The sequence below is a fragment of the Leucobacter edaphi genome, from assembly GCF_016522535.1.
GTDB lineage: Bacteria > Actinomycetota > Actinomycetes > Actinomycetales > Microbacteriaceae > Leucobacter > Leucobacter edaphi.
Genome location: NZ_JAEHOI010000005.1, coordinates 90,566 through 117,523 on the forward strand (window position 1 = coordinate 90,566; position 26,958 = coordinate 117,523).

Consider the following 26,958-nt stretch of genomic DNA (forward strand, 5'->3'; position numbering starts at 1 on the left):
GCCGCGCGGATAGACTGGAAATCCGTGCTGTCACTCCCGGAAGAGGCCCTATCCCGATGCCGACTACGCTGCAGACCGTCGTGTTCCCCGTCGCGAAGGATCCCGACGTCCTCCCGCTCTACGCGGATGCGGAATCGTGGACAAAGTTCGGCCGCAGGGAAGTGCGCCTCTCGCAGAACGCGAGCGTCGACAACGTCCTCTCGCGCACGAGCGCGCGCGTCCGCGCCGGCCAGCGCGTCTCCTACGCCAGCTACTTCAACGCGTTCCCGGCGTCCTACTGGCAGCGCTGGACGGTGGTCGAGCGGGTCCGCCTGACCGTGCGCACGAGCGGGCCGGGCACCGTCATCGTCTACCGCTCCAACTCCGGCGGCACCCAGCAGCGCGTCGACTCCCAGCGCGTCACGGGCAGCGCCGTGTCCGAGTTCGACCTCCCGCTGAGCGCCTTCAGCGACGGCGGCTGGTACTGGTTCGACCTCATCGCGAGCACCGACGACCTCGTGCTCGAGAGCGGCGAGTGGTCCACGGAGGCCGAACCCGTGGTCGAGGGGCTCCTCAGCCTCGGCATGACCACCTACAACAAGCCCGACTACTGCGTCGCAACCCTCGAGAACATCGCGGGATCCCCCGAGCTGCTCGCCGGGATCGACCGCATCTTCCTCGTCGACCAGGGCACCCGCAAGGTGAGCGACGAGCCGGGGTACGCCGAGGTCGCGAAGCGGCTCGGCGAGAAGCTCGCCGTCATCGAGCAGGGCAACCTCGGCGGCTCCGGCGGCTTCTCCCGCTCCATGGCCGAAACCCTCGAGCGCGAAGACACCGACTTCCTCCTCCTCCTCGACGACGACGTGGAGTTCGAGACGGAGAGCGCGCTCAGGGCCCTCCAGTTCGGCCGGTTCAGCCGCGAGCCCGTCCTCGTCGGCGGCCACATGTTCGACCTGCTCGACAAGCCCGTGCTGCACGCCTGGGCCGAGACCGTGCGACCGGATGTTTTCCTGTGGGGCCCCTCCTTCCACGAGCAGCACCGCCACGACTTCCGCGAGCAGAACCTGCGCCAGACCCCGTGGATGCACGCGCGCCTCGACGCCGACTACAACGGCTGGTGGATGTGCATGATCCCGAAGAAGGTCATCCAGGAGATCGGCCTCTCCATTCCGGTGTTCATCAAGTGGGACGACGCCGAGTACGGCCTGCGCGCGAAGGACGCCGGTTTCCGCACCGTCTCGCTCCCCGGTGTCGCGCTCTGGCACGTGTCGTGGCTCGACAAGGACGACTCGCAGGACTGGCAGGCCTTCTTCCACACGCGCAACCGGATCGTGGCCGGCCTGCTGCACGCGAACCCCGCGGGCGGCGCCGGCATGCTCAAGCACATGCAGCGCCAGAACATCAAGATGCTGCTCAACATGCAGTACTACGCGGTGCAGCTCGCGGTCGAGGGCATGGAGTCCGTTCTCGCCGGGCCGCGCGCGCTGCACCGCTCCATGCCGAAGGACATGCCGAACGCCCGCGCCACCGCGGCGGGCTTCCCCGAGACCCGCGTCTACAAGCCGGGCGACCTCGACACCCCCGTGTCGCGGAACGGCCGCGCCCTCCCGCACATCGGGGCGCAGGCGCGCCCGCTCACCGGCCTCCGGCTCGCCCTCTTCACGGCGCGCATGCTCCCGAAGGCCTGGCTCGACCGCTCGAATGAGGCGGACGCCGCACAGCCCGAGCTCGAGTACGCGAAGCGCGAAGCGAACTGGTGGAAGATCCCCCACCACCGCAGCGTGCTCGTGGGCGCGGCCGACGGCTCCGGCAAGATGTGGTACCGCCACGACAGCGCCAAGTTCCGCCGGCTCCTGCGCGAGTCGAACCGCCTCAACCGCAAGATCGCGAAGAACTGGGATCGACTGGTGGATGCCTACCGCGAGGCGATGCCCGAGTTCGTCTCGGTCGAGGAGTGGAAGAAGACGATCGAGGGGCGCTGACCGCCGCGCGCATCGGGCGCGCACTGGGCACGCACCGGGCGCCCACCGGTCGCGCACCGGACGCGCCCAGCGCTCCCGGGGGTAGGCTGACCTGAGGTATTCGCCTCGATCACCCCCTCTGGAGGACCCCCTGAGCTCGCTCTCGGAAACGGCACAGCGGAGTGCCACGCGGGTGCCCTCCAAGAAGCGCGCGCTCCGCACCGACATCCAGGCGCTCCGCGCGATCGCCGTCGGCCTCGTGATCCTCAATCACCTCTGGCCGGAGCGCCTCACGGGCGGGTACGTCGGCGTCGACATCTTCTTCGTCATCTCCGGCTACCTGATCTCGGCGCACCTGCTCAGCGAGTTCACCCGCAACGGTCGCATCCGCTTCGCCACGTTCTACGCCCGCCGCGCCAAGCGGCTCCTCCCCGCGGCGCTGCTCGTCGCGTTCGTGTCCCTCGCTGGCGTGGTCCTGCTGATGCCGTCGGATCGCTGGGCGCGCACCGCCCAGGAGACCTTCGCGGCGAGCGCCTACTTCGAGAACTGGCTGCTCGCGGCCAATTCCGTCGATTACTCTGCGCAGGATCTCGACGCGACGACGGTGCAGCACTACTGGTCGCTCTCCGTAGAGGAGCAGTTCTACCTGCTGTGGCCGCTCGCCCTCACGGGGCTCGTGCTCCTCGCGACCTGGCTCGTGCGACGGGGCGTCGGGCGCGGGCACGGCCCCGACGGGACCCGCACGACGAAGACGGTCCTCGCGGTCGGAATCGCGGCAATCGGGATCGCCTCATTCGCCTTCGCGGTGCTCCTCACCGCGGAGGAACGCTCGCTCGCCTACTTCCACACGCTCGCGCGGGTCTGGGAGTTCATGTCCGGCGCGCTTCTCGCGCTGCTCGCCCCGACGCTCGCCCGGCTCTTCGTGCGCTGGCCCGCGGTCGCGCCGTGGCGGGGCCTCGTCCACTGGCTCGGGCTCGGCGCAATTGCCTGGTCGGCCCTGCGCTTCGACGCGGAGACGCCGTTCCCCGGCCCGTGGGCCGTCGTTCCCGTGATCGCGACCGCCGCAATCATCGCGACGGGAGAGCAGGAGCCGCCCTGGTCGCCGCTGCGCCCGCTGCGCTGGCGGCCGATTCAGTACGGGGGCGATATCTCCTATTCCCTCTATCTGTGGCACTGGCCGCTCATCGTGCTCGCGCCGTTCGCGCTCGCGCGCGAGCTCGGCTTCCTCGACCGGGTGGCGATCATTCTCATCACGGTCGCGCTCGCGGCAGCGACGAAGCGCTACGTCGAGGATCCCGGTCGCTCGCGCCTCCTCGCATCGGCGAGGCCGCGGACGACGCTGCTCGTCACGGCAGGCACGATCCTCGTGGCGGGCGCCCTCGCCGCCACGACCGTGTTCGGCGCCGGCGTGATGCAGCAGCGCGAGGCCGACGACGCCGCGGCCTACGCATCGTCCGAGTGCTTCGGCGCCCAGTCGTTGAGCGCGAAGGGTCAGTGCGATCCCTTCATCCCCGCGGAGATCACGCCGCAGGGCGACCACAACTCACCGTGGGTCGTGCCGAAGGAGTGCGCCCACGCGGAACGCCAGATCATCGGGAACGGCAAGCCGTCCCTCTACGAGTGCGATTTCTCGCCCCGGGACAAGAACCCCGAGGACTCCCCGCTCATCTGGCTGGTCGGTGATTCCCACGCCGATCACTGGAAAGCCGCAGTGTACGATCTCGCGCGCGGGAACGGCTGGCGCGTCAACGCGGTCATGCAGGGCGGGTGCCCCATCGTCGACACGCCCCGGGTCGAGTTCAAGGGACGCAAGGACAAGAACAGCAAGAAGGCCGACGAGTGCCGCCGCTGGAGCAACGAGGTGACCGAGCGCATCTCCGAAACGCACCCGGCCCTGATCCTCGTCTCCACATTCGGTTCGCAGGCCGTCCTCGACGACGGAACCGGCCGCCCGCAGCAGGAACAGTACGACACCGCGGTTCGCAAGCGCTTCGCCCAGTGGAAGCGCTCCGGCGCGAAGATCTCCGTGATCAGGGACATCCCCTACGCGAAGCGGGCGCTCGGGCCGGACTGCGTGGTGCGCGAGGGGAAGAACGAGAGCGCCTGCACCGCCCCGCAGGAGCAGGTGCTCGCGCCGGATCCCGTCGCGGTCGCCGCCAAGCGCCTCAAGGACTCCCGGGTGAGCGTCACGGACCTCACGGACCGTTTCTGCCTCGACGGCCAGTGCCACGGCATCATCGGCGGCGTGCCCGTCTATTACGACGGCGACCACATGGCGCGGAGCTACTCGCAGTCGCTCGCGCCGGCCCTCGGCGAGGCTCTCTCGAAGGCGGCAGGCATGGAACTGGCGCCGCCCCGCAGCAGCGGGGCGACGCCAGTGAAGTGACGGGCGGGAGCGGCTAGAGCAGCTCGCTCAGCTTGTTGTCGTACATCGACAGCGCCGAGCCGATCGCCATGTGCATGTCCAGGTACTGGTAGGTGCCGAGGCGGCCGCCGAAGAGCACGCGATCCTCGCCAGCGGTGAGCTCCCGGTACTTCAGCAGGCGCTCGCGGTCCTCGGGGGTGTTCACCGGGTAGTAGGGCTCGTCGTCGCGGGTCGCGAAGCGGGAGAACTCCCGCATGATCACGGTCTTGTCCGCGGGGTATTCGCGCTCGGGGTGGAAGTGGCGGAACTCGTGGATGCGCGTGTACGGCACGTCCGATCCGGCGTAGTTCATCACGCTCGTGCCCTGGAAGTCACCCGTGGGCAGGACTTCCTGCTCGAAGTCGAGCGTGCGCCATGCCAGCTCGCCCTCGGCGTAGTCGAAGTAGCGGTCGACGGGGCCCGTGTAGACGACGGGCACCTTGCCGACGACGTCGCGCTTGTTGAGCGGCTGCGACTCGTCGAAGAAGTCGGTGTTCAGGCGCACCTCGATGTTCTCGTGATCCGCCATCCGCTCGAGCCACGCGGTATAACCGTCGACCGGCAGGCCCTCGTGGGTGTCGTTGAAGTAGTGGTTGTCGTAGGTGTAGCGCACCGGGAGGCGGCTGATGATCTCGGCCGGGAGCTCCGTCGTGGGCGTCTGCCACTGCTTCGAGGTGTAGTCGCGGATGAACGCCTCGTACAGCGGGCGCCCGATCAGGGAGATGCCCTTCTCCTCGAGATTGCGCGCCGACTTCGACTCGAACTCGCCCGCCTGCTCCGCGATGAGCGCCCGCGCCTCGTCGGGGCCGTAGGCCGCGCGGAAGAACTGGTTGATCGTGCCGAGGTTGATCGGCAGCGGGTAGACCTCGCCCTGGTAGTTCGAGTACACCTTGTGCTGATAACCGGTGAACGAGGTGAAGCGGTTCACGTACTCCCACACGCGCTCGTTCGAGGTGTGGAAGAGGTGCGCGCCGTACTTGTGCACCTCGATACCGGTCTCGGGATCGGCCTCCGAATAGGCGTTGCCACCGATGTGCGGGCGGCGGTCGATGACGACGACCTTCTTCCCCGCGCTGGCCGCGCGTTCCGCAATCGTCAATCCGAAAAGTCCTGAGCCCACGACGAGAAGATCCATGAGCCCCAGTGTATCCGCGGGCACCCGTGCCACAGCGCAATGCGGCCCTTTCACGCGTGAACCACCCGTGATCGGGAGTTCCCGTGAGCCCCACGGCGCGGCTGCCGGTAGGCTAAGGAAATCCCCAATGAACTTCTCGTGAACTCTCGGACCGAATGCAGACAGCAACCTCAACGAATCATCTCGTCGTGCCCGAGCTTCCCGCGCGCGTGGTGTCGATCGATGTCTGCTTCGACAACCGCAGGATCTGGTCGCTCGATCTCAGCGCCGCTCCGATGCCCCGCGACCGCCGGGTGCCCTGGCCGGAACCGCTGCTCCCCTATCTCAAGGGCCGCACCGAACTCGTGATCCGGGACTCCGGATCGGGCGAGGAGTTCGAGCGCCGCGAGGTGCTGTTCGACGCCGGGCCCGGACGACCCGAGGTGGTCGACGACGACGGGATCCCGCTCGCCATCAACAAGTGGGGACGGCTCGGCAAGACCCTCGAGGACGGCAACGCCGGCGTGCAGGATCGCATCCTCGACCGCAGCGAGGAAGTGATCGAGCACCTGCGGGACATGGGGCTCCGACCCTTCGTCGTGGGCGGCACCCTGCTCGGCGCGGTGCGCGAGGGCGCGCTCCTCCCGCACGACGACGACGCGGACATCGCCTACCTCTCCGAGCACACCAACCCGGTCGATGTCGCGCGCGAGGGTTTCGACGTCGGGCATCGCCTCCAGGCGCTCGGCTACGAGCTCGTGCGCCACAGCGCCACCCACATGCAGCTCTACTTCCGCGACGCCGCGGGGACCGCCGACCACTACGTCGACGTCTTCACCGCGTTCTTCACCGACGACGGCTGCATCAACCAGCCCTTCCACGTGCGCGGCCCCTTCCGGCGCGAGCAGATGCTGCCCTTCTCCACCGTCGAGATCTCCGGACGCAGCTTCCCCGCGCCCGCGGATCCGGAGGGATGGCTCGTCATCAACTACGACGAGAACTGGCGCACCCCGATCCCCGGCTACCGCCTCGACACCCCGAAGGCGACGGTTCGCCGATTCCAGTCCTGGTTCGGCTCCTTCCATTTCCGCCGCGACTTCTGGAACGACTGGTACACGGAGTACGGCGAGCACGCCGACGACGACTGGGCCACCGGGCGCGCCTGGATCATGAGCCGCGCCGAGGAGCTCGGCTCACCCGTGATCCTCGACCTCGGCGGCGGCAGCGGGATCCTCGCCTCAACACTGGCGGAACGCCTCCCCGATCGGCGAGTCATCTCGGCCGATTTCGCGCACGACGCGACCGTCCTTGCAGCGCGGCGCGCCGAGACCGCGGGCTTCGAGACCGAGCACATCAACCTCTACCGCACGCTCTCACTCGCCGCCCCGGCGCAGCTCGGCATCGACGGCAGCTTCGACGTCGTCGCCAACCACCTCTTCGAGCAGGCCGGACATCTCGCGCGCGCCAACGCCCTCCGCCTGATGCGGATGGCGCTCCGCTCCGGCGGCACCGCGCTCGCGACCCTGTACGAGCAGCACGCCGAGGACGTCTCGTTCCGAAACCCGACGACCTGGCACATGGACAAGCTCGAGGTCGCGCGCGAAGCCAAGCGCCTCGGCCTCGGCTGCGAGTTCTTCGAAATCCCGGTTCCCGCCACCAACGGCGAACTCGATCGACGCCCCTACGGCGTCCGCTTCACGCTGACCGCCCGCCCCTTCCCACCCCAGGAGGACTCCATGCGCCAACGAATCCGTCGACTCTTCCTGCGCGCCCGCCCGAGCACCACCCGCGAGGCCGTCGACACCCTCACCGCACGGGTTTCCGAGCTTGAACGGGAACTCGACGAGTACCGTAGGGACAGTCTGCGCGTCGCCGAGCTCATGGACCTCGCCGAACAGCGCTTCACCCCCGGCCAGGAGGCACCGAGCGACGCCTCCCAGAAACAGAGTTGAGAACCGAAGCCCACATGTCGAATTCCAGCGCCCGAAATCCCAAGTTCCTGTCGGCGCTTCCGCAGGACGCACGCGTCGCGGCAGTCGTCGTCACCTACAACCGGCTGCCGAAGCTGCCGCACACGCTCGAGACCGTGCTCGCTCAGACGCACGCTCCCGAGTGGGTCGTCGTGGTCAACAACAACTCCACCGACGGAACCCAGGAGTATCTCGACGGGCTCGACAACGAGAAACTCGTGATCCTGCACCTGGACGAGAACCTCGGCGGCGCGGGAGGCTTCGAGCACGGCATGGCGCACGGCGTCAATCTCGGCGCCGACTTCGTCTGGATCATGGACGACGACTGCTACCCGGAGCCCGAAGCGCTCGAGATCCTGCTCGATCAGCGCGAGCGCACCTCCGAGGCGCTGGACCGCGACGTCCCGTTCGCGTGCTCCCTCGTGAAGTTCATCGACGGATCGCTCTGCGAGATGAACAACCCGATCACCACGTGGGACTGGCCGCGCGCCTACCTCACGGGCATGAACTCGATGCTGATCGTCGAGTGCACCTTCGTCTCCGTCCTCGTGCCCCGGTGGGCGATCGAGAAGGAGGGCCTGCCGCTCGGCGAGTACTTCATCTGGTTCGACGACAAGGAATTCACGAAGCGCCTCACGCGCGCCTTCGGGCCCGGCATCATCTCGATGGACAGCGTGGTCGTGCACGACATGGGCGTCAACGCCGGCGTCAATTACCGCCAGGTCGACGAGAGCAACATCTGGAAGTTCGAGAAGGGCACCCGCAACCAGGCGTCCTACCGGCTCCGCTTCGAGGGTCGCGTGGCCTACCTCATGTACTTCCGCCGCGTCTTCCTCCAGATGCGCGAGGGCCGGGTCGCGAAGCCGATCAAGAAGCGCATGTACCGCGCGCTCAGGACCGCGCGGAAGTTCAACCCGAAGCCCCGCTTCCCGAAGGACGCGAAGTACTCGCGGCTCGGGACGACCCGCGTCTGATTCGCGAGCCGCGCGTCAGGCCGCGACCGCGTCCCGAACAGCAGAAAGGCCCTGATCCGCGTCGGATCGGGGCCTTTCTGCGTACCGGGCTGGCGGCTAGTTCGCGCCGATGACGATCCGGGGGACGCCGGTCCAGCGCGCCGGATCGGTCGCGTTGCGACCGTCGGCGAAGAGCTTGATGCCCGGGAAGTCGGCGGGGCCGAGCTCCAGATAGTCGCGGTGATCCGCCTGCAGGATCGCGACGTCGACGGGATCGCCGATCGTGTGCGCCTGGAAGCCGTACGCCGCCAGCTCCTCGTCCGTGAACAGCGGGTCGTGCACCGTGACGACCGCGCCGCGCGCGACGAGCTCCTCGACCGTGGGGAAGACGCCGGAGACCGCGGTCTCCTTCACGCCGCCGCGGTAGGCGGCGCCGAGGACGACGACGCGGCTGCCCGCGAGGTCGCCGATCGTCTGCTCGACCCGATCGACAACGTACTTCGGCATGGTCGCGTTGTAGTTGCGGGCCGTGCGGACGATATCGGCGTCGGGGTCCGTCGACAGGTAGAGGCGCGGGTAGACGGGGATGCAGTGCCCGCCGACCGCGATGCCGGGCCGGTGGATGTGGCTGAACGGCTGCGAGTTGCAGGCCTCGATGACCTTGTAGACGTCGATCCCCGCGGTGTCCGCGAAGCGCGCGAACTGGTTCGCGAGGCCGATGTTGACGTCGCGGTAGGTGGTCTCCGCGAGCTTCGCCATCTCGGCGGCCTCGGCGGTGCCCATGTCCCAGACGCCGTTCGGGCGGGGCAGATCGCTGCGCTCATCGAAGGTGAGGACCGCGTTGTAGAACTCGATCGCCTTCTGCGTGCCGGCCTCGTTCAGGCCGCCGACGAGCTTCGGGTACTTCTTGAGGTCCTCGTAGACGCGGCCCGTGAGCACGCGCTCGGGCGAGAACACGAGATGGAAGTCGGTGCCCTCAGCGAGCCCGGAAACCTCCTCGATCAGGGGCTTCCAGCGGCCGCGCGTCGTTCCGACGGGGAGCGTGGTCTCGTAGGAGATGAGTGTGCCGGGAGTGAGGTGCTCCGCGAGCGAGCGGGTCGCAGCGTCCATCCACTTGAAATCGGGCTGCCAGGTCTCCTCGTCGACGAGCAGCGGCACCACGATCACCACGGCGTCGGCGCCGGGGACGCCTTCCGCGTAGTCGGTCGTGGCGCGCAGCTTGCCCGCGGGGACCTGCTCGGCGAGCTTCTCCGCGAGGCCGGTCTCGCCGGGGAACGGCTCCTCCCCGCGGTTGATGCAATCGACGAGTGCCTGATTGACGTCGATTCCGACGACCTCGTGCCCCATCGACGCGTACTGCGTGGCGAGGGGGAGGCCGATCTTTCCAGTGGCGACAACTGCGATCTTCACGGGGATCAGTCTATCCGCGGCCGACTGCGATTTCGCCGTCCCCGCGCGCCACACTGCTCCGGCGGAAACGCCGCCCCTCGGCGCGCGAAGGCCCCGGGGAGGCCCAGCGCTCAATCGGGGACCGCGCTATAGGCTTGCAGGGTGAAGATCATGAGTGTCGTGGGCGCGCGCCCGCAGTTCGTCAAGCTCGCCCCGATCGCATCGGCCCTGACCGCCGCGGGACACGAGCACATCATCGTCCACACCGGCCAGCATTACGATCCCATGCTGTCCGACGTGTTCTTCCGGGACCTCGGCATTCCCGCCCCCGACGCGCACCTCGGCGTCGGCTCGGGATCGCACGGCGTCCAGACGGGCGCGATCCTCGCCCAGATGGACGAGGTGCTCGAGCGCTTCGCACCCGATTGCGTGCTCGTGTACGGCGACACCAACTCGACGCTCGCCGCCGCGGTGAGCGCCGTCAAGCTGCACTACCCCGTCGCCCATCTCGAGGCGGGCCTCCGATCCTTCAACCGCGCGATGCCCGAGGAGCACAATCGCGTCCTGACCGATCACGCGGCCGATCTCTGCCTGGCGCCCACCGAGGTGGCCATGCGTCACCTCGCTGACGAAGGGCTCGCGGAGAACTCGGTCCTCGTCGGCGACGTGATGACGGACGTCCTGTTCAGCGTGCGCGACCAGGTCATCGCGGCGGGTTCCGGCTATCCCCTGGAGGACGAGTTCGCGCGGGGCGAGTTCTACGTGGCGACGATTCACCGGGCGGAGAACACGGACGATCCCGACCGTCTGCGCGAGGTCGTCTCGGCGCTCGGGCAGGCGGACAAGCCGGTCGTGCTGCTCGCCCACCCCCGGGTCCGCGCGAAGGCCGAGGAGCACGGCATCTCGCTCGACGAGGGCGCGCTCACCACCCGCGACCCGCTCGCCTACCCCGAACTCATCGCGTCCGCTCTCGCGAGCGCCGGCGTGATCACCGATTCCGGCGGGCTCCAGAAGGAAGCCTTCCTCCTCCGCGTGCCCTGCACGACCGTGCGTCACGAGACGGAGTGGGTGGAAACCGTGGATCTCGGCTGGAACGTTCTCGCGAACACCGCTGAGGAGATCACCGCGGCCATCACGAGGCCCGCGCCCGCAGCGACCGACGAGGCGCCGTACGGTGACGGGCGCGCCGCCGAGGCCGCGGTGGCGGCCATCGCTGACCGGATCGGCTAGGCCCTCCGAAGCATCGGGAGTTTCTGAAGTTTCGGCGTCTCTGACGCCACAGAGGAGCGTTCACCACGGCTGCAGGCCGAGGCGGACGCTCCTCCGCTGTTACTCGGCGTGGAGCCAGTGCTCCTCGAGCACCCTGGCGCTGAGCCGGCCGTCGTGGACTGCGCTCGCGAACTCGGCGCTCCGCCGGCCGATCTCGCTCGCGCGCTCCGGATCCGCGATGAGTCCGCGAAGCACCTCCTCGAGCGTGTCCGGCGTCGCTTCGACCACGGGGAGCTCGAGTCCGCTCACCTCGCGGATGTGCTCTCGGACGCTCGGCAGGACGTGGGCGACGACGATCCGGCCGGCGGCCATCGCCTCGATCGCGGTCGTCGCGTAGATCCCGAGCCTGAACTGCTCGAGCACGATATCCGCGGTCCCGATCTCGCCGGGCATCTCGGCGAACGGGATCCCGGAGAGCTGGCGGTACTCGACGAGGCCCTCGTCGGCGAGGCGGGTCATCACCGGGTCGATCAGATCGGTGCCCTTCAGCCAGCCGCGGCTCGGAATATGCGTCACCCGGGGAACGGGTCGCTCGAAGAGCGGCCGGCTCGCGCGCTGCCACCGCTCCTGCTCGACCACGATCGGGCACCAGACGGCGTCCGGGAGATCGTGCAGGAGTTCGGGCGTGGGCACGAAGGACGGCAGGCCGGAGGCGCGCACGAGCTCCCGATTCCGATCCGAGAGCTTCTGCAGGATCTCGACGTCCGGGTTCGCGTCCTTGAACGGCGACCACTCGGTCAGCGTCCGGTGGTTTCGCGGGTTCCGCGTATCCGAGCCGTGCGTGATCAGCGCGACCGAGACCCCAGCGCTGCGAAGCGCCGCGATCTCACGCCGGACGTCGTACCCGAATTTCCGCCCGAACAGGGGGCGCTCGGCCTCGACGAGCACGTGCGAGAACTGGGTGACTCGCTCGAACTGGGCGTCCTGCCAACGCTTATTGAGGTGGAACGCGCCAGCGGGCACGAGCGTGTCAGCCGCGAAGCCGTACCCGCCCGGCGCGTCCACCGCCATGTTGCGCGCGCCCGTGCGCTTCCCGAAGCGCTCGAGGGAGCGCGCCCACAGAAAGCCCTGACCGGCGTAGTTGGCCGGGGCGATATACACGCGCGTCTCGGCGTCGGGCAGCTGCGTCGGCGCGGGCGCCGGATTCGCGCGGTAGCCGGAGGCGCGCAGGATCAGCCGGTACACCGGGCTGTTCGGGTTCCGGCCGACCGAGTCGATCGTCCGCCGGATCGGCGCGGGCAGCGCCTCCTTCTGCTTGATCGCCCAGTTCAGCGGGCGTCGCAGCATCGCCGAGAGGTTCATGCTCCGCCTCCGTCCCGCGCGGCGAGCGCGTCGATCGGTCGCTTCCATCCTTGCACCTGGACATCGGCGGACAGCCGCCGGGCCGCGCCCGTCGACGCCCGCTTCCAGGAGCGCACGAGCTCGGGCGTCAGGCGTTCGAGCTCGGCGGTCAGCCCGGCGACCCCGAAGTCCGCGCTCACCGCGCCGAATCCCTCGCGTTCGAGAATCCGCTGCATCTCCGGTGACGGCCCGATGATGAGTCCGAGGCGCGCCTGCACGTAGTCGAAGAACTTGTTGGGGAGCGCCCACGCGTTGTTGAAGCTCGTCGGCGGCAGCACGTGAAGGCCGACGTCGTAACCGTTCAGCGTCCGCACGAGTTCCGCGTTCGGCACCGGCGGGCGCACCCGGACGCGGCCGCCGGACGCTGCGGCGAGCGCCTCGAGCTCGGCAAGATAGGCGCGGTCGACGGGCATGAGGAACAGGTCGAGCCCCACGGGAGCCGTCGTCGACGTTGCCGCCTCGATCAAGATCTCGAGCTGACGCTCGCGCGCGGCGATGCCGGAGTGGACGAGCCGGATCTCCGAGCCGACCTCAGTGGGTTCGAGATCCTGGTAGGGGCTCGCGTTCGTGACCGTTTCCGCTGCGATCCCGAAGCGGTCCCGATACTCGCGGGCGATCCCCTCCCCCACCGTGGTGACGGAGTCGGCGCGGGTCACGAACTTCTTGCACATCCAGCGCACGAACGGCGCGAAGAACCAGCGCCACCGGCGCAGCTCCTCCTTCTGCCGCGGCGAGTACTCGTGCAGATCGGCGTGGACCCCGAGTCGCGGCCGCAGGCGGAGTGCGAGGCCGACGCTGTCGATGTCGTTCGCGAGCACGATGTCGAAGTCGACGCCGCGCAGCAGTTCGAGCGCCGCGCTGACGGCGGGGTTCCCCCAGTACGCGCGCGAGTACTGGCGCAGCATGATCGGCACCCGCGGATACAGCCAGTATCCCGCCTCATCGGGCACTTGATAGTGCTCTCGGATCCCCTCGGGGGTTCCTCCGTAGCCGCAGGTGATGACCTCGTAGTCCTCCGAGAAGAGCCGCAGCTGCTTGAGCACGCGAGCGTCGTTCTCGAAGTGGGAGAACGAGAGGATGAGCAGTCTCGGTTTCGACACGATCGCGCCTACTTTCCTGCGCGCCGACCGCGCGCTCGGGATCTGAGGGTCCGGCTCAGGAGCGAGTCGGGATGGAAGAGGAACCGCGGGCTGCGCGGCAGCACGCGGGAGAGCAGCGGGGTGGCTCCGCGGCCTCGCGCCGCCAGCAGCGCCCGCGACTCCGCGCTCCGGCCCGCGGCGATCGCCTCGCTCGCGGCCGCGTCCGCCCGCGACAGCAGGCCGGAGACACCGGGCGCCGCGTCGAGCAGGGCGCGCACGACGGGGGCGATGCCGGCGAGATCCTCGTCCGACAGCCCCTCCTCCGCCGCGAGCCGATCGTAGTGCCCGAGAATCTGCACCCGGAGGAACTTCACCGCCGCGCTGCGTCGCCTCGACTCGGGGAGCTCGCGGAACCACGGGAGTTCGAGGAGACGCAGGATTGGGCCGAGCAGGATCGCGGCGGGCAGACGGTCCCCGGTGACCCGCCCCTCGGCATCCGAGTGGATCCGGTAGCCGCCCGCGGCGTCCGAGCGCGTGATGCGCTCCGGGACGTTCCACAGGAAGACGCCGGCCTCCATGTCCTCGCCGACGCGGACGCCCTCGGTGAAGCCGGGCCAGCCCGCTCCGCGGAGTCGGGTGGCGATGACCGCGCCGACCGGCGAGGTCCGGTAGTCCAGGAGGTCTCGGACCGGATCGAGGCCGGTGGTCCTTCCCGTGCGCGCGAGCGGGGCCGGGATCTCCTGCCCGCTCGGCCCGAAGAGCCGCCCGACGTGGACATCGGGCCGCAGCGCATCGACCTCGGAGAGCCAGGCGGCCGCCGTTCCTTGCGCGAGCTCATCGTCGGAATCGACGAAGGTAAAGTAGTCCGCCGTCGTGGCGCGCACCCCCGCGTTGCGCGGGCCGGACGGGGAGGCGATCCCGTCTTCGAATGGCATCACGATCAGCCGTTCATCGCCCGCCAGCTCGCCCAGCATCCCCTCCACGGTCTCCGCGTCGATGTTGTGCGCAACGACCCTGACCGCGATCCTGCGATCGTCGCAGTCCCCGAGGACGCTCCGGACGGCGCGCTGCAGCGGCCTGCGCGCGTCGTGCACCGGAATGATGACCTCGATGAGGGGTGAGGGCGTCTGCATGGGGCGGAACGGTCCTTTGCGTGCTGGGTCGGAGGAAACGGGGAATCTAGCGGAGGAACAGCGAGGCCGTGATGAATCTGAGCGGAGCCTCGCGATCGAGAATCCTTCCGATCCGCCGCGGGATCAGGGCGTCGATCGAGGCGAATCGGCGGCGCGCCTCGCCGAGCGCCCGCAGCCGCGCGGCGTCGGCGTCCGGCCCGAGGATCGCGTCGAGGAGATTCCGATCCGCGCGCGAGAGCGGGCCTTCGGGTCGATCGGCCGCCGCGATCAGCCGCTCTGCGATTCTCCGGAGCGACGCCAGGTCCTCCGGCGCCCAATGATCCCGGTTCTGGCGACCGTGCACCGCGCCGAACACGGAGACCCTGAGCGCCTTGGTCGCGAACGCGCGCCGTACCGGCTCGGGGAGGCCGCGGAACCACGGGTCGTCCAGGATCCGCTCGATGTGCTCGAGGTCGTCTCGGACCGGGGCCTCGGTAAACGTGATGCGGTCCCCGGCGTCGTCGTGCACGAGGTAGGCGGGGCCCCGCCGGTCGAACGCGATCTCCTCGCCGCTCGCCCACAGCCGTAGGACGTAGGAGACGTCTTCTCCCGTGCGGAGTCCCTCGGCGAATCGCAGCTCGCCGAAGCGCTCTCGCGATACCAGCCCGAGCGGCGCGCTCCGGTAGTCGAGCCGGTCGCGCACCGGGTCCAGCCCGGTGGTGCGCAGCGGCCTCGCCACGGGGGTCATCACGCCGCCGCCGCTCGCGTGCCGCTGCCGGGGAATCACGGCGGCGGCGTTCCGCCGATCGGCGAGGCGCAACCACGAGGCGATCGCCCCAGGCTCGAGCTCGTCATCCGAGCCCATCACCGAGGTGAACCGTCCCGTCGCCTGATCAAGGCCGAAATTGAAAGGCCCGGTGGCGCTGCGAATTCCATCGGCGAATTCAAGGATCCGAACGCGCCGATCCGAGGAGAGCGCCCCGAGCCTCGCCGCGATCGGTTCCGGATCGGTGTTGTGCGCGACGACCGTGATCCGCACCGAAGCATCGGACCGCAGCGCGGACCGCACCGCCCGCTCGATCGGCCGGGTCGGCGTGTGCACCGGAATGATCAGGTCGACCTCCGGTGCCGACCCCTCGTTCAGCGCCACAGGGTCACCTCCCCGCCGGCGGTTCGTCGCCGATCAGCCCGGCGAGGCTCGCCTGGATCGCGAAATCTGGCACGTCCGCCACCACCTCTTCGAAGCGGCCGCTCCCGAGGATCCGGCCGGCATCGAGGTAGCAGAGGCGATCGTAGTCGCGAATCGTGGCCAGCCGGTGCGCGATCGTGATGAACGTGACCTCGCCCTGGAGCGACTTCATCGCCTCGGTGACGCGGTTCTCCGTGCGGGTATCGAGAGCGCTCGTCGCCTCATCGAGCACGAGGACGAGCGGATCGCTGTAGAGGGCGCGCGCGATGCCGAGCCGCTGCTGCTGGCCGCCCGAGATCGCGACACCGCGCTCGCCGATCTTCTCCTGGAGGCCGCCAGGGCGGTCGAGGAGCTCCGACAGCTGCGCGCGCTCCAACGCCCACGCGACGCGCTCCTCGTCGTAGTCATCGCCCCAGGTCAAGGCGACGTTCTGGGCGATCGACGCGTCGAAGAGCGCAACCCGCTGCGGCACGTATCCGACGCGGTGCCGCCACTCGGTGAGGAAGCTCTGAATCGGCTCGCCATCGATGCTGATCGTGCCGGAGCTCGGGGTGCTCAGGCCGAGGATGAGATCGATGAGCGTGGACTTCCCCGCGCCGGAAGGCCCGACGACGGCGAGGCTCGAGCCGAACGGGACGTCGATGCTGATGTTGCTGAGGACGTTCTGCTCGCTGCCCGGGTAGCGGAAGCTCACGTCCGCAAGCGCGAGCGACTTCGGGCGCTCGGGGAGCGGGCGTTCCGGCGCCGCGACCTCCGCGTGCTCCGGGGTCCGCTCGACCCGGCCGAGCTCGCGGATGATGTCCTTCGCGAACACCTCGTTCGCCGACGCCTGCGTGAAGCTCGTCTGCACGGCGTTCATCGCGGGGATCATGCGGAACCCGGTCGCCGCGAACAGCGACACCGCGACCACCGCGGCCGCCTGGCCTCCCGTCAGGTAGGCCGCACCGCCGATCAGCAGGAAACCGCCGATCAGCGCCGCTTCGAACGCGTACTTCGGAACGATCGAGAGGAACGAAATGTTCGCTCGGGCACGCGTGGCGATCTTCCGGTTCTCCGTGACGACCTTCCCGATCTCGTCGAGCTTGCCGCGGAGCGTGACCTCCTTCAGGGCCTCGACCATCTCCGTCATGATCGTGGCCACGCGGTAGGCGTACTCCCGATTGTGGCGGCCCGCCAGCTGAGACTTCCTGGTCACGACGAGAAGCATGACGCCGGAGATGAGCCCGAGGTACACCAGCGCGATCAGCGCGGACAGCGGCTGCGCCACCACCAGCACGGCCAGCACCGACACGAAGGTGAGCGCGTTGCCGGGGATCTGGGACAGGGGAAGGATGAACCCGAGGTTCGTGTTCGCCATCGAGCTGTCGACGATGCGCGTGATCTCGGCCGTGCTGAGCTGGGACCGCTCCTCCCAGGAGGAGTGCGTGTAGCTCCGGAACAGGCGATCGCCGACCTCGAGTTCGTAGCGGGCGAAACGGCGCGTCGCGACCCAGTGGAGCATGACCGCGAGGACGCCCTTCAGGACGAACAGCCCGCACACGATCACGACGATCCACACGGTCGCCGAGGCCGGCAGCTCGCCGACGAACGGCAGGGTGATCGGCTGCCCCGAGACCATCGGCGTCACGATCATCGCGATCAGCGCGAGCGCGACCGTGTCGAGGATCGCGAGCATCGAGGTGAGAATCGAGTACCCGATGTAGAAGGGCGTCGCGCCCTTCGGGAGCAGCGGGAACAGCTGCGTCAGTGTGCGCCAGATGCTCTTCATGCTGCCCTCTTCTTCCCGCCGCGCTGCGCACCGGCGGCGAGCCTTCTCGTCATGAACTCCCGCACGCGCGCGGCCACTCCGCGCAGCGTGACGTGCTCCCCGGCCCACGCGGCGACCTCGGGGCGGGGCTCCGGCGACGCCGCAAGCGCTTCGCGAATGGCCGCGGCCGCCGCGGAGGCGTCGAACGGGACGGCGGCGCCGAGCATCGGTTCGCTCCTGAGCGTGTCACCGGCCGGCCCCGGACCGGCGTAGACGACCGGGGTGCCCGTGGCCCACGACGCGAACACCTTGGTGGGGTAGGCGAAGTCGTAGCCCGCACCCGGCCGCATGCTCGCGAGGCTCGCACGGGCCCCGCGCAGCCAGGTCGCCGCTTCCGCTGCGGGAACCGAGGGCACGAAGTCCACTCTGGCGCCCGTGGACTCCGCGAGCTCGCGCAGCTCCGGCCAGGCGCTGCCCTGCCCGAGGAACACGAGTCGCGCGTCCGGAATCTCGTCTCTGAGCTCGGCCATCGCGCGCACGAACACGTCGGCGCCCTGCCACTCGGACGCGGTTCCCGTGTAGATCACGTACCTGCCGTCATCGCGCCGGGGCCCGTCGGGATTGAACACGTCATCGTCGACACCGTTGCCGACCGTCTCCACGACGGCGCGATCCGCGATCTCGGAGACCCGCGCGGTGACGCCGTCGTTGACGGAGAATACCCCGCGTGCGCCGTTCCACGCCCAGCGCTCCATCCCGCGGACCACGCGCACCACGGCACCGCCAGCGCTCGTCCCTTCGGAGGCGTCGGACCAGACATCGGCGGCGTACGGGAAGAACGGGATCCGCCGCAGCCGGCACACGAGGGCCGTCACACACGCGCTCGTGGGCGGCGGCTCAACGATGACCGCGTCGGGGCGCCTGTGGAAGAGGAGCCGGAACGCGAGCGGGATGTCAAAGGACAGATACTGCAGATACCCGCGCACATACCCCGAGCGGTCCCGGAGCACCGGGAAGCGGCTCACCCGGTACGGGAGCGGGGTCTCCGCCACCCCCTTCGGCGGGCGCACCGTCAGCATCGTGACGGAGTCCCCCGCTTCGACGAGGTACCGCGCGAGAGCGTCGAGGCGGAAGCTCGCGGCCGAGGGTTCGGGGAGCGAGATCCGAGTCGCGATAGTGATCCGCACGTTTACGCGCCGGCACCCATCACCGCGTGCATTGCCGTGACGATCCGGTCGAGGTCCACCTGCGTGAGCGACGGGTGCACGGGCAGCGACAGCACCTCGGACGCTGCGCGTTCCGTCTCGGGGAGGTGCAGCCCCTCGGCGAAGCGGGCGAGCGAGGGCAGGCGGTGGTTCGGGATCGGGTAGTACACGCCGGATCCGACCCGATGCTCGTCCTTGAGCGCCTCGCGAATGCGGTCGCGCTCGGCGGCGTCGACGCGAATCGTGTACTGGTGGTAGACGTGCACGGCGCCGTCGCGGACGACGGGGGTGACCACGCCGTCCAGGTCGGCGAGCCCCTCGTCGAGGGCGGCGGCGTTGCGCTGGCGCTGCGCCGTCCAGTTGTCGACCTTGGTGAGCTGGACGCGGCCGATCGCCGCGTGGATATCGGTCATGCGGGCGTTGAAGCCGACGACCTCGTTCGCGTACTGGGTCTCCATGCCCTGGTTGCGCAGGAGTCGGACGTTGCGGGCGATCTCCGCGTTCGCGCAGCTCACCATCCCGCCCTCTCCCGAGGTCATGTTCTTGGTGGGGTACAGGCTGAACATGGCGAAGTCGCCGAGCGTGCCCACTTTCCGGCCGTTCCAGCTCGCGCCGTGCGCCTGGGCTGCGTCCTCGTAGATCGCGATGCCGGCCTCCGCGGCGACCGCGGAGAGCTCGTCCACCATGAACGGGTGGCCGTAGAGGTGCACGGGCATGACGCCCTTCGTGCGCGGGGTGATGGCCGCACGCACGGCCTCGGGGTCGAGGGTGAAGGTGTCCGGCTCGATATCCACGAACACCGGGGTGGCGCCGGTGAGCGCGACCGAGTTGCCCGTCGCAGCGAAGGTGAAGGAGGGGACGATGACCTCGTCGCCGGGGCCGACGCCCGCGGCGAGGAGGCCGAGATGCTGGCCGCTCGTGCCGGAGTTGACGGCCACGGTCTCGCGTCCGTCAACGAAGTGGGCGGCGAACTCCTGCTCGAAGGCTGCGACTTCGGGTCCCTGGGCGATCATGCCCGAACGCAGCACCCGGTCCACGGCTTCGCGCTCCTCATCCCCGATCAGCGGACGTGCGGGCGGAATGAATTCGAGCTGGCTCAACTGAGTACCTTTCACTGGGCGTTACGCCGCGGCGGCGGCGCACAGGACTCCCGGTCCCGCTCCTGCCGTTACCGTGCGGGATCAAGTTTAGCGAATGGAGAAAACGCCGCCCTTGATCTCACCGATCCCCTTCTGGAACTTCATGGTGCAGGTGCTGCCGGAGCAGCTCGCCTTGCCCGCTGGCCAGCCGAGCGGTCCGGCAGCCCCGCCAGTCTTGACATACCCCTCACGGAACGGGCCGTTCTCCATCGCATACGAGCCCAGCGGAGAACTCCACACGGTCCCCCGCGTGAACTCCTGCACCTCGCCGCCACCATTCGCCGACAGCTTCGACGGCGTCTTCGTCGGATACCCGATCGAACCGTTCACAACCTTCCACATGTCGAACGACGCCTGCGACACCAGCACCATCCCCGTATCAGAGGACCACATCCCGATCCCATGCTGGAACGGCATGTAACAGCCCCCACCGGGCAGACCGCACGCGGCCTTCCCCGCAGGCCAACCCCACGAACCCGCAGGACCGCCGGCCTTCAGATACCCCTCACGGAAGGCGCCGGACTCCATGCCGTAGATGCCCGCCTTCGACAGGTACATCGTGCCCCGCGAGAACTCGAGCGTCTCGCCGCCGCCGTTCTGCGGCACGGCGACCGAACCCGCGACGGGGAGGCCGATCCCGGCCTTGACGCCTCCGAGGTCGCGCCAGGCCTGTGCGTAGGCCGCGCCGAACACGCGCGCGCCGCCGGACGGGGTCCAGGCGAGCATCGTCTTCTGGAACTGCTGGACGAGACCGACGCCGGGAACGGTCTCCGCCGAGGCGGTGGGGTAGCCGTAGCTGCCGCTCGCGCCGCCGGCGCGGTTCCACTCGGCGACGAGCTCCTTCGCGATCAGTTTGGCGCCGGTCGCGGCGGAGTAGGCGACGGTGCCGTTCTGGAACGGCATCGTGCAGCCGCCCCCGACGAGCCCGCAGCTGGCGTTGCCGACCGGCCAGGCCCAGGAGCCCTGCACGAACCCTGCTTCTCGGTAGGCGGTCAGCAGCGGACCGTTCCCCAGTCCCGCGCCCTTGCCCGTGCGGTTCTCCGCGAGGATCACGCCGCCGGTGAATTCCTGGACGTAGCCGCCGCCGTTCGCCGCGACGTACTTCGCTTCCGCCTTCGGGGCGCCGAAGCTGCCGTTCACGCCGCCGAACTGATCCCACACCTGCTTGATCGCGCCGTTCACGGGGATCCCGCTCGGGGATCCGAACCAGGTCGTCCAGAAGTTGTAGAAGTTGCGATTCCCGTACGAGGAGCAGGCATCGCCGGTTCCCCAGCCGGCGTTCAGCGCGGCCTGGTTGGGACGGTACGGCGTGTAGATGTAGAGCGAGGCGGTGGCCCAGTTCTCGAGGTACACGTTCGAGGTGCCGCAGCCGGCGTTCGGATGCCACTGGATCCGGTTGGTCTTGAACGGCTGATAGTTGTAGTCGTTGATCCTGGCCTTGTAGACCTTGAGCTGCCAGGCGGCCCGGTAGATCTGCGATACGAAGCCCGTCTGGGAGGGATCGCAGTTCGCGGAGTTGTTGGGGCCGGAGTCCGGGCAGGCGTATCCCATGGCGACGTCGAACTGGCGCACGGTGGGCCAGGTGTCGGTGACGAGGCTCTGCTCCTTCTCGAGCATGACGAGGAGGGTGCGCGGGCTGATTCCGCAGGCGCGACTCACCTTGGCGAGGATCGCGGCTGCTGACTCGTTGCTCGCGCCGGCGTATGCTGCGCAGTAGGCGTTCGCGGCGCGGCTCGGGGTGTTCGCCCGGAAGTTTTTCAGGCACTGGGCGGCGATCCGCGTGTTCCCCCAGACCATTCCGGCGGTGCGGCCGGGGTCGCCGATGGTGCAGCGCGGCACTCGCTGGTTCAGGAAGTTCTGAATCTCGGTCGCGGTCATGGCGTTGCCGTCGTAGAACTGCGAGTCGTCGATGATCCGCCCGGCGTTGAATCCCGCCGAGGGGTTGTCAGCGGCCTCGGCCTCGGCCGCCGGCGCGGAGAGGAGGGCGATGCCCACGCTCGAGATCGCCACGAGGGCGAGCGTGAGTACCCACAGGAGGCTCCGGCCCCGTTTCCCCATGCGCAAACCTTCACCTTCCAGTTGAAGTCAATCTTCTGTACGTTAGCCGACCCGCAGGTCCCGCACAATCGACCCCCCGGTATCGGAATTCAGGCGACACCCGCTGTTCACCCGACCGTCTGCAAGAATGGGGACATGAACTCTGCCCACTCTGGCGAACCCGGGCCAGGCCCTCGACAGGCCGATACCTGGGTTGTGATCCCCCTGTATAACGAGGCACAGGTCATCGGTGGTGTGGTCGAGGAGCTGATCCCGTTCTTCTCGAACGTGGTGTGCATCGACGACGGATCCCGCGACGGATCGGGCGACATCGCGCGCGCCGCCGGCGCGAAGCTCGTCAGGCACCCCATCAACCTCGGACAGGGCGCCGCCCTCCAGACGGGCTTCGAGTACGCGCTGGAGCGGGGCGCGAGATACGTCGTGACGTTCGACGCCGACGGTCAGCACCGCGTCGTCGACGCCCTCGAGATGCTGCGCCGCGCGCGCGACGAGGATCTCGCCATCGTCTACGGATCCCGCTTCCTCGACGACCGGACGAACCCTGGGGCACTGAAGAAGATCGTCCTGAAGACGGCGGTGTGGGTGACGAACATCACCACCCGCACCCGCCTGACCGACGCGCACAACGGCCTCCGCGTGATCCGCGAGGACGCGCTCAGGCAGATCAAGCTGCGCCAGGACCGCATGGCGCACGGGACGGAGATCGTCGTCCAGCTCGGCCGCACCGGGCTTCCCTATGCTGAGCAGCCGGTGGAGGTTATCTACACCGACTACTCGAAGGCGAAGGGCCAGTCGCTCCTCAACTCCGTGAACATCCTCGTCGACCTCATCATCCGGTAGGCACCATGCTCATCATTCAGCTCCTCCTGATCGCCGGCGTCATCGTCGTCGCGCTCCTCGCGATGCGCTTCGTTCCCGGCGCCCGCTCGCTCGCGCTCAAGCGGATCTTCGCGCTGCTCTTCGTGCTCGCGGCAATCCTGGCGATCATCTTTCCGAACGCCCTCACCGCGCTCGCCCACATGATGGGTGTCGGGCGCGGAACGGACCTGCTCCTCTACGGGCTCGTCATCGGCACCCTGCTCTTCGCCGTCGCGACGATCCGTGCCAAGGCACGCAGCGACGCCCGCGTGACCGACCTCGCTCGAGCGGTCGCCCTCATGGAAGCCCGGATCGCAGAGCGCGACGAGGCGCGAGGCACGACCGGCGACCCCTCGTGAGCGCCTGGCTCAGCCTGCTGCCGCCGCTCCTGACGGCGCTCGCCGTGCTCGCGGTGCTCGGCCTGCCCGTTGCGGCGGCGCTGCGCCTGCGCGGCTTCATGCTCGTGGTGGTGGCCCTCCCCGCCGCGTTCGCCGTGATCGCGATCTCCGCGATCATCGCCCCGCTCGCGAAGCTCAGCTGGAGCGTCCTCGTTCCGCTGGGGGTCACGGCGGTTCTCACCCTCGTGCTGCTCCTCCTCGGCCGCTGGCTCGGCCCGCGCGGCCGCTGCGACCGGCCGCATCGCGCCTGGATTCCGCTCGTGTCCGCCGCGCTCGGTGGCCTCGCCATCGCTGCGACCCTCATGATGAGCCTGAAGTCGGCCGACGCCGTGTCGCAGACCTACGACGCGAACTTCCACCTCAACGCCGTCAGGCAGATCCTCGAGACGGGGAATGCCTCGCCCTTCGCCCTGAACCTCTCCGCGCCGGGCACGCAGGTCTTCTATCCCGCGCTCTGGCACGGTTTCGTTGCGTTGATCGTCCAGGTGTCCGGCGCCTCGATCCCGCTCGCCACGAACGCGCTCGTGTTCGCGGTCGTGTGCGTCGTGTGGCCGATCGGAATGGTGGCGCTCGGCCGCGCCTTCGCCGGCCCGAGCACCCGCGTCTCGCTCATCTCCGGCGTCCTCTCGGTCGCGTTCCCGAGCTTCCCGCTCGCCCTGGTGGGATACGGGGTCCTCTACCCGAACCTGCTGTCGATGGTGCTCGTCCCGTTCGTGCTGCTCGGCATCCTGCAGCTGCTCGGACTGGCGCAGGCGCGACGCAGCGAGCGCAGCAGCGCCGGCGTCGCCTGGCTCCTCTTCCTCGGCGCGCTCGGTGCGGCCGTCCTCGCGCACCCGAACGCGATTCACATCACCGTCCTGTGGCTGATCGCTCCGACCATCGCCGTCGCCGTCGCCGCGCTCACCCGCCGCCGGGTGCGCGGATGGGACGGGACGGTGCGCGCGCCGAAGCTACCGACCGGCCTCCGCAGCGTGCTCGCCGTCCTCTCGGTCCCCGCGCTGGCTGTGGCCATCGCTGGCGCCTGGTACCTCGGACGCACCAGCGACAATCCGTGGCGCGGCCTCAACACCCCGACGGGATCGTTGATCGACGCCCTCGGAATGACCCCGCACCTCGAGGGCCACTCGTGGCCGGTCACGCTCCTCTTCCTCATCGGGGTCGTCGTGGTCTGGCGCGCGCCGCGATACCGCTGGCTGTTCGGCACCTCGGCGCTCTTCCTCGTCATGTACGTGATCGCCGACGGCATGCCGAAGTCGGGTTGGCGCACGGCGATCCTCGCCCCCTGGTACAGCGATCCGTGGCGGATTTCCGCACTCGTCTGGATCGGAGTGTTCCCGATCGTCGTGTACGGCGCGAGCGCGATCTGGGCGATGCTCGCGCCCGGCGTGCTGCGCGCGGCGCGCCGATCCTCCCGCCCGCGCGGTTTCCGCGTCGTCGCCGTGGCGGTCGCCGCCGTCATGCTGCTGGCCGCGACGCAGGGGGCAGGAGCGTTCTCCGGGACGCGCTACGTGAGTTCCAAGTACGAGACGGCCAATGAGCTCGCTCCCCTGCTCAGCCAGGACGAGCGAGCGCTGCTCGAGCGGCTCCCGAAGGAGCTCCCGAAGGACGCCGTGATCATCGACAACCCGTGGAACGGTGGCGCGCTCGCCTACGCGATCTCGGGCGTGCGCGTGCTCGTCCCCCACACGGGAGGCACCTACGACCCGCGCATCCAGGAGATGACGCAGGACCTCTCCGAGGGAAGCCCCCAGGCGTGCGCCCTGGTGAAGGAGTTCAAGGCCTACTACGTCCTCGACTTCGGCGACCACTACGTGTTCCCCGGCACGCCGCGCGCAAAACCGTACGCGGGCATCACCGACGTCGAGGACTCCCCGGTGCTCACCGAGATCGACCGCGAGGGCGACGCCGTGCTCTACCAGGTCACCGGCTGCTGAGGCCGCCTCCTACACTTGTCCCAATTCCCCAGATCAGACCACACCCCCGCGAAGGAGATCACATGACCCTCAAGTACGGACTCATCGGGCTCGGAATGATGGGGCGGCACCACGCACGCGTGATCCGCGAGACCGAGGGCGTCGACCTCGTCGCCGTCGCCGACGCGATGGGCGATCCGCACGGGGTCGCGGGGGACACCCCCATGTTCGACTCGGTTGAGGGGCTGATCGGCGCCGGGATCGACGTCGCGGTCGTGGCCGTTCCGACGAAGTTCCACGAGGAGGTCGGCCTCGCGCTGGCCGCCGCGGGCGTGCACACCCTGATCGAGAAGCCGGTCGCCCACGACCTCGCGGCCGCGACCCGCCTGGTCGAGGCGTTCGAGGCCGCGGGCAAGTTCGCCGCGGTCGGCCACGTCGAGCGCTTCAATCCCGCGCTCGTGAGCCTCCGTCAGCGGATCGCCGCAGGCGACCTCGGCGAGGTCTACCAGATCCAGACCCGCCGGCAGGGTCCGTTCCCGGCTCGCATCGCCGACGTCGGCGTCGTGAAGGATCTCGGCAGCCACGACATCGACCTCACGGCCTGGCTCGCCCAGTCCCGCTACGCGACGGTGGGCGCCCAGACGACGCATCGCAGCGGCCGCGAGCACGAGGACATGGTCGCGATCACGGGCAAGCTGGAGAACGGCATCATGGTGAACCATCTCGTGAACTGGCTCACCCCGTTCAAGGAGCGTCTCACCCTGGTCACGGGCGAGAACGGCGCGTTCGTCGCCGACACGCTCACCGCGGATCTCACCTTCTACGAGAACGGGACGCACGGAGCGGCCTCCTGGGACGCCGTTTCGGCGTTCAGGGGGGTGAGCGAGGGCACCGTGACGAGGTTTGCCCTCGAAAAGCGCGAGCCCCTGAAGAGCGAGCACGAGGCGTTCCGCGACGCGATCCTCGGCGTCCGGCAGGACGCGGTCACCCTGGGCGAGGGCCTCGAGACCCTGCGCGTCGCGGAGACCGCGATCGAGTCGGCCCGCATCGGCGAGACGATCCACCTGGATCCGGAGCGCCGCGCGTGACCGACAGCGCTGCCGCGATCAGCCCGCTCGCCTGCATCGGCGAGGGGGTCGAGATCGGCGACGGCGTCGCGATCGGGCCAGGCGCCGTGATTCTCGGCCCGTGCGTGATCGAGGACGGCGTCTGGATCGGACCCGGGGCGCAGATCGGCGCCCCGCCCGAGATGTCGAGCCTGCCGCAGAACGCGGCCTGGACGGGCGAGCTGCTCCACGCCGGCGTGCGGATCAGGGCGGGCGCGGTGATCCGCGAGGGCGCCGTGATCCACCAGGGCTCCTACCGGGAGACGACGGTCGGCGCGCGCAGCTGGGTGCTCAACCGCGCCTATCTCGCGCACGACGTACTCCTCGGCGACGACGCGACGGTCTCCGCCGGCGTGAGCATCGGCGGCCACTGCGTCATCGGCGACCGGGTGAACATCGGCATGAACGCCGTCGTGCATCAGCGCCGGATCATCGCGCCGGGCGCGATGGTGGGCATGGGCACGCCCGTCACGCGGGACGTTCCCCCGTTCGCGAAGGTCTACGGGGCGCCGCCCCGCCTCACCGGCGTCAACGCCGTCGGAGTGGAGCGAGCGGGCCACGCCCCCGAACTCGCCGAGCGCCTCCATTCGCTCTACGCGCGGGGCGAACTCCTCGCAGGGGAGACCGCGCCCAGCCCGGAACTCCTCGCTGAACTGGGAACGCTCGCCGAGCCGATCGCCTGGTGGCGCTCGCACGAGAGCGTACGACCCGTATCCGTATCGACCTCGCTGGGCCCGAAACCGGACCCCGCTCACCGATAGGAAGTAGACTGCT

The 26,958-nt window shown here is 69.2% G+C and carries 20 protein-coding genes; 10 read left to right on the forward strand and 10 right to left on the reverse strand.

What is annotated here, in order from left to right:
• Nucleotides 1-56 precede the first annotated feature (56 nt).
• Both JD292_RS05980 and JD292_RS05985 read left to right on the forward strand, forming a co-directional pair.
• Nucleotides 57-1,961 (forward strand): glycosyltransferase, encoded by a 1,905-nt coding sequence (locus JD292_RS05980; protein WP_200131827.1) that lies wholly within the window; start codon nt 57-59, stop codon nt 1,959-1,961.
• A gap of 172 nt (nt 1,962-2,133) precedes the next feature.
• On the forward strand, nt 2,134-4,326 hold the full coding sequence (locus JD292_RS05985) for an acyltransferase family protein (RefSeq protein ID WP_200131828.1): 2,193 nt from the start codon (nt 2,134-2,136) through the stop codon (nt 4,324-4,326).
• 13 nt (nt 4,327-4,339) lie between these two features.
• Here JD292_RS05985 and glf read toward each other — a convergent pair whose 3' ends face one another.
• Nucleotides 4,340-5,479: a UDP-galactopyranose mutase gene (glf, locus tag JD292_RS05990; protein WP_200131829.1), complete on the reverse strand. Its 1,140-nt coding sequence runs from the start codon at nt 5,477-5,479 to the stop codon at nt 4,340-4,342.
• A 155-nt stretch (nt 5,480-5,634) separates the two neighbouring features.
• Here glf and JD292_RS05995 point away from each other — a divergent pair, with 155 nt between their 5' ends.
• Together JD292_RS05995 and JD292_RS06000 are read left to right on the forward strand one after the other, a co-directional pair.
• A complete protein-coding gene (locus JD292_RS05995) occupies nt 5,635-7,410 on the forward strand; it encodes a class I SAM-dependent methyltransferase (protein ID WP_200131830.1) in 1,776 nt (591 codons plus the stop codon).
• A gap of 14 nt (nt 7,411-7,424) precedes the next feature.
• On the forward strand, nt 7,425-8,402 hold the full coding sequence (locus tag JD292_RS06000) for a glycosyltransferase family 2 protein (protein WP_200131831.1): 978 nt from the start codon (nt 7,425-7,427) through the stop codon (nt 8,400-8,402).
• Between the two features lie 96 nt (nt 8,403-8,498).
• Here JD292_RS06000 and JD292_RS06005 read toward each other — a convergent pair whose 3' ends face one another.
• Nucleotides 8,499-9,791 (reverse strand): nucleotide sugar dehydrogenase, encoded by a 1,293-nt coding sequence (locus JD292_RS06005; protein ID WP_200131832.1) that lies wholly within the window; start codon nt 9,789-9,791, stop codon nt 8,499-8,501.
• Nucleotides 9,792-9,932: 141 nt separating this feature from the next.
• Between JD292_RS06005 and wecB the strand changes: the two genes are divergently transcribed.
• Nucleotides 9,933-11,000, forward strand: a complete 1,068-nt coding sequence (wecB, locus tag JD292_RS06010; RefSeq protein WP_200131833.1) for a non-hydrolyzing UDP-N-acetylglucosamine 2-epimerase — start codon at nt 9,933-9,935, stop codon at nt 10,998-11,000.
• Nucleotides 11,001-11,099: 99 nt separating this feature from the next.
• On the opposite strand, the gene JD292_RS06015 is transcribed toward wecB, so the two are convergent.
• The 8 genes from JD292_RS06015 to JD292_RS06050 form a co-directional block, all read right to left on the reverse strand.
• A complete protein-coding gene (locus tag JD292_RS06015; RefSeq protein WP_200131834.1) occupies nt 11,100-12,341 on the reverse strand; it encodes a glycosyltransferase in 1,242 nt (413 codons plus the stop codon).
• Nucleotides 12,338-13,480, reverse strand: a complete 1,143-nt coding sequence (locus JD292_RS06020; protein WP_200131835.1) for a glycosyltransferase — start codon at nt 13,478-13,480, stop codon at nt 12,338-12,340. The genes JD292_RS06015 and JD292_RS06020 overlap by 4 nt, the downstream gene beginning before the upstream one ends.
• Before the next feature lie 8 nt (nt 13,481-13,488).
• Nucleotides 13,489-14,592: a glycosyltransferase family A protein gene (locus tag JD292_RS06025; RefSeq protein ID WP_200131836.1), complete on the reverse strand. Its 1,104-nt coding sequence runs from the start codon at nt 14,590-14,592 to the stop codon at nt 13,489-13,491.
• Between the two features lie 46 nt (nt 14,593-14,638).
• Nucleotides 14,639-15,721 (reverse strand): glycosyltransferase, encoded by a 1,083-nt coding sequence (locus JD292_RS06030; RefSeq protein WP_200131837.1) that lies wholly within the window; start codon nt 15,719-15,721, stop codon nt 14,639-14,641.
• Between the two features lie 4 nt (nt 15,722-15,725).
• Nucleotides 15,726-17,528, reverse strand: a complete 1,803-nt coding sequence (locus JD292_RS06035) for an ABC transporter ATP-binding protein (RefSeq protein WP_200131838.1) — start codon at nt 17,526-17,528, stop codon at nt 15,726-15,728.
• Nucleotides 17,525-18,694: a glycosyltransferase family 4 protein gene (locus JD292_RS06040; RefSeq protein WP_369411165.1), complete on the reverse strand. Its 1,170-nt coding sequence runs from the start codon at nt 18,692-18,694 to the stop codon at nt 17,525-17,527. The genes JD292_RS06035 and JD292_RS06040 overlap by 4 nt, the downstream gene beginning before the upstream one ends.
• Nucleotides 18,695-18,696: 2 nt before the next feature.
• Nucleotides 18,697-19,812, reverse strand: a complete 1,116-nt coding sequence (locus JD292_RS06045) for a DegT/DnrJ/EryC1/StrS family aminotransferase (protein WP_200131839.1) — start codon at nt 19,810-19,812, stop codon at nt 18,697-18,699.
• A gap of 87 nt (nt 19,813-19,899) precedes the next feature.
• The gene (locus tag JD292_RS06050) at nt 19,900-21,909 is read right to left on the reverse strand and encodes an LGFP repeat-containing protein (RefSeq protein WP_200131840.1); all 2,010 of its coding nucleotides are present in this window, start codon (nt 21,907-21,909) and stop codon (nt 19,900-19,902) included.
• 135 nt (nt 21,910-22,044) lie between these two features.
• On the opposite strand from JD292_RS06050, the gene JD292_RS06055 reads away from it, so the two are divergent.
• From JD292_RS06055 to JD292_RS06075, 5 genes are all read left to right on the forward strand, one after another.
• The gene (locus JD292_RS06055) at nt 22,045-22,749 is read left to right on the forward strand and encodes a glycosyltransferase family 2 protein (RefSeq protein ID WP_200131841.1); all 705 of its coding nucleotides are present in this window, start codon (nt 22,045-22,047) and stop codon (nt 22,747-22,749) included.
• A 5-nt stretch (nt 22,750-22,754) separates the two neighbouring features.
• On the forward strand, nt 22,755-23,126 hold the full coding sequence (locus JD292_RS06060; RefSeq protein WP_200131842.1) for a DUF2304 domain-containing protein: 372 nt from the start codon (nt 22,755-22,757) through the stop codon (nt 23,124-23,126).
• Nucleotides 23,123-25,099 (forward strand): DUF6541 family protein, encoded by a 1,977-nt coding sequence (locus JD292_RS06065; RefSeq protein WP_200131843.1) that lies wholly within the window; start codon nt 23,123-23,125, stop codon nt 25,097-25,099. The genes JD292_RS06060 and JD292_RS06065 overlap by 4 nt, the downstream gene beginning before the upstream one ends.
• Nucleotides 25,100-25,161: 62 nt before the next feature.
• Nucleotides 25,162-26,166 (forward strand): Gfo/Idh/MocA family protein, encoded by a 1,005-nt coding sequence (locus tag JD292_RS06070; protein WP_200131844.1) that lies wholly within the window; start codon nt 25,162-25,164, stop codon nt 26,164-26,166.
• Nucleotides 26,163-26,945, forward strand: a complete 783-nt coding sequence (locus tag JD292_RS06075) for an acyl-ACP--UDP-N- acetylglucosamine O-acyltransferase (protein WP_200131845.1) — start codon at nt 26,163-26,165, stop codon at nt 26,943-26,945. The genes JD292_RS06070 and JD292_RS06075 overlap by 4 nt, the downstream gene beginning before the upstream one ends.
• Nucleotides 26,946-26,958: the final 13 nt, after the last annotated feature.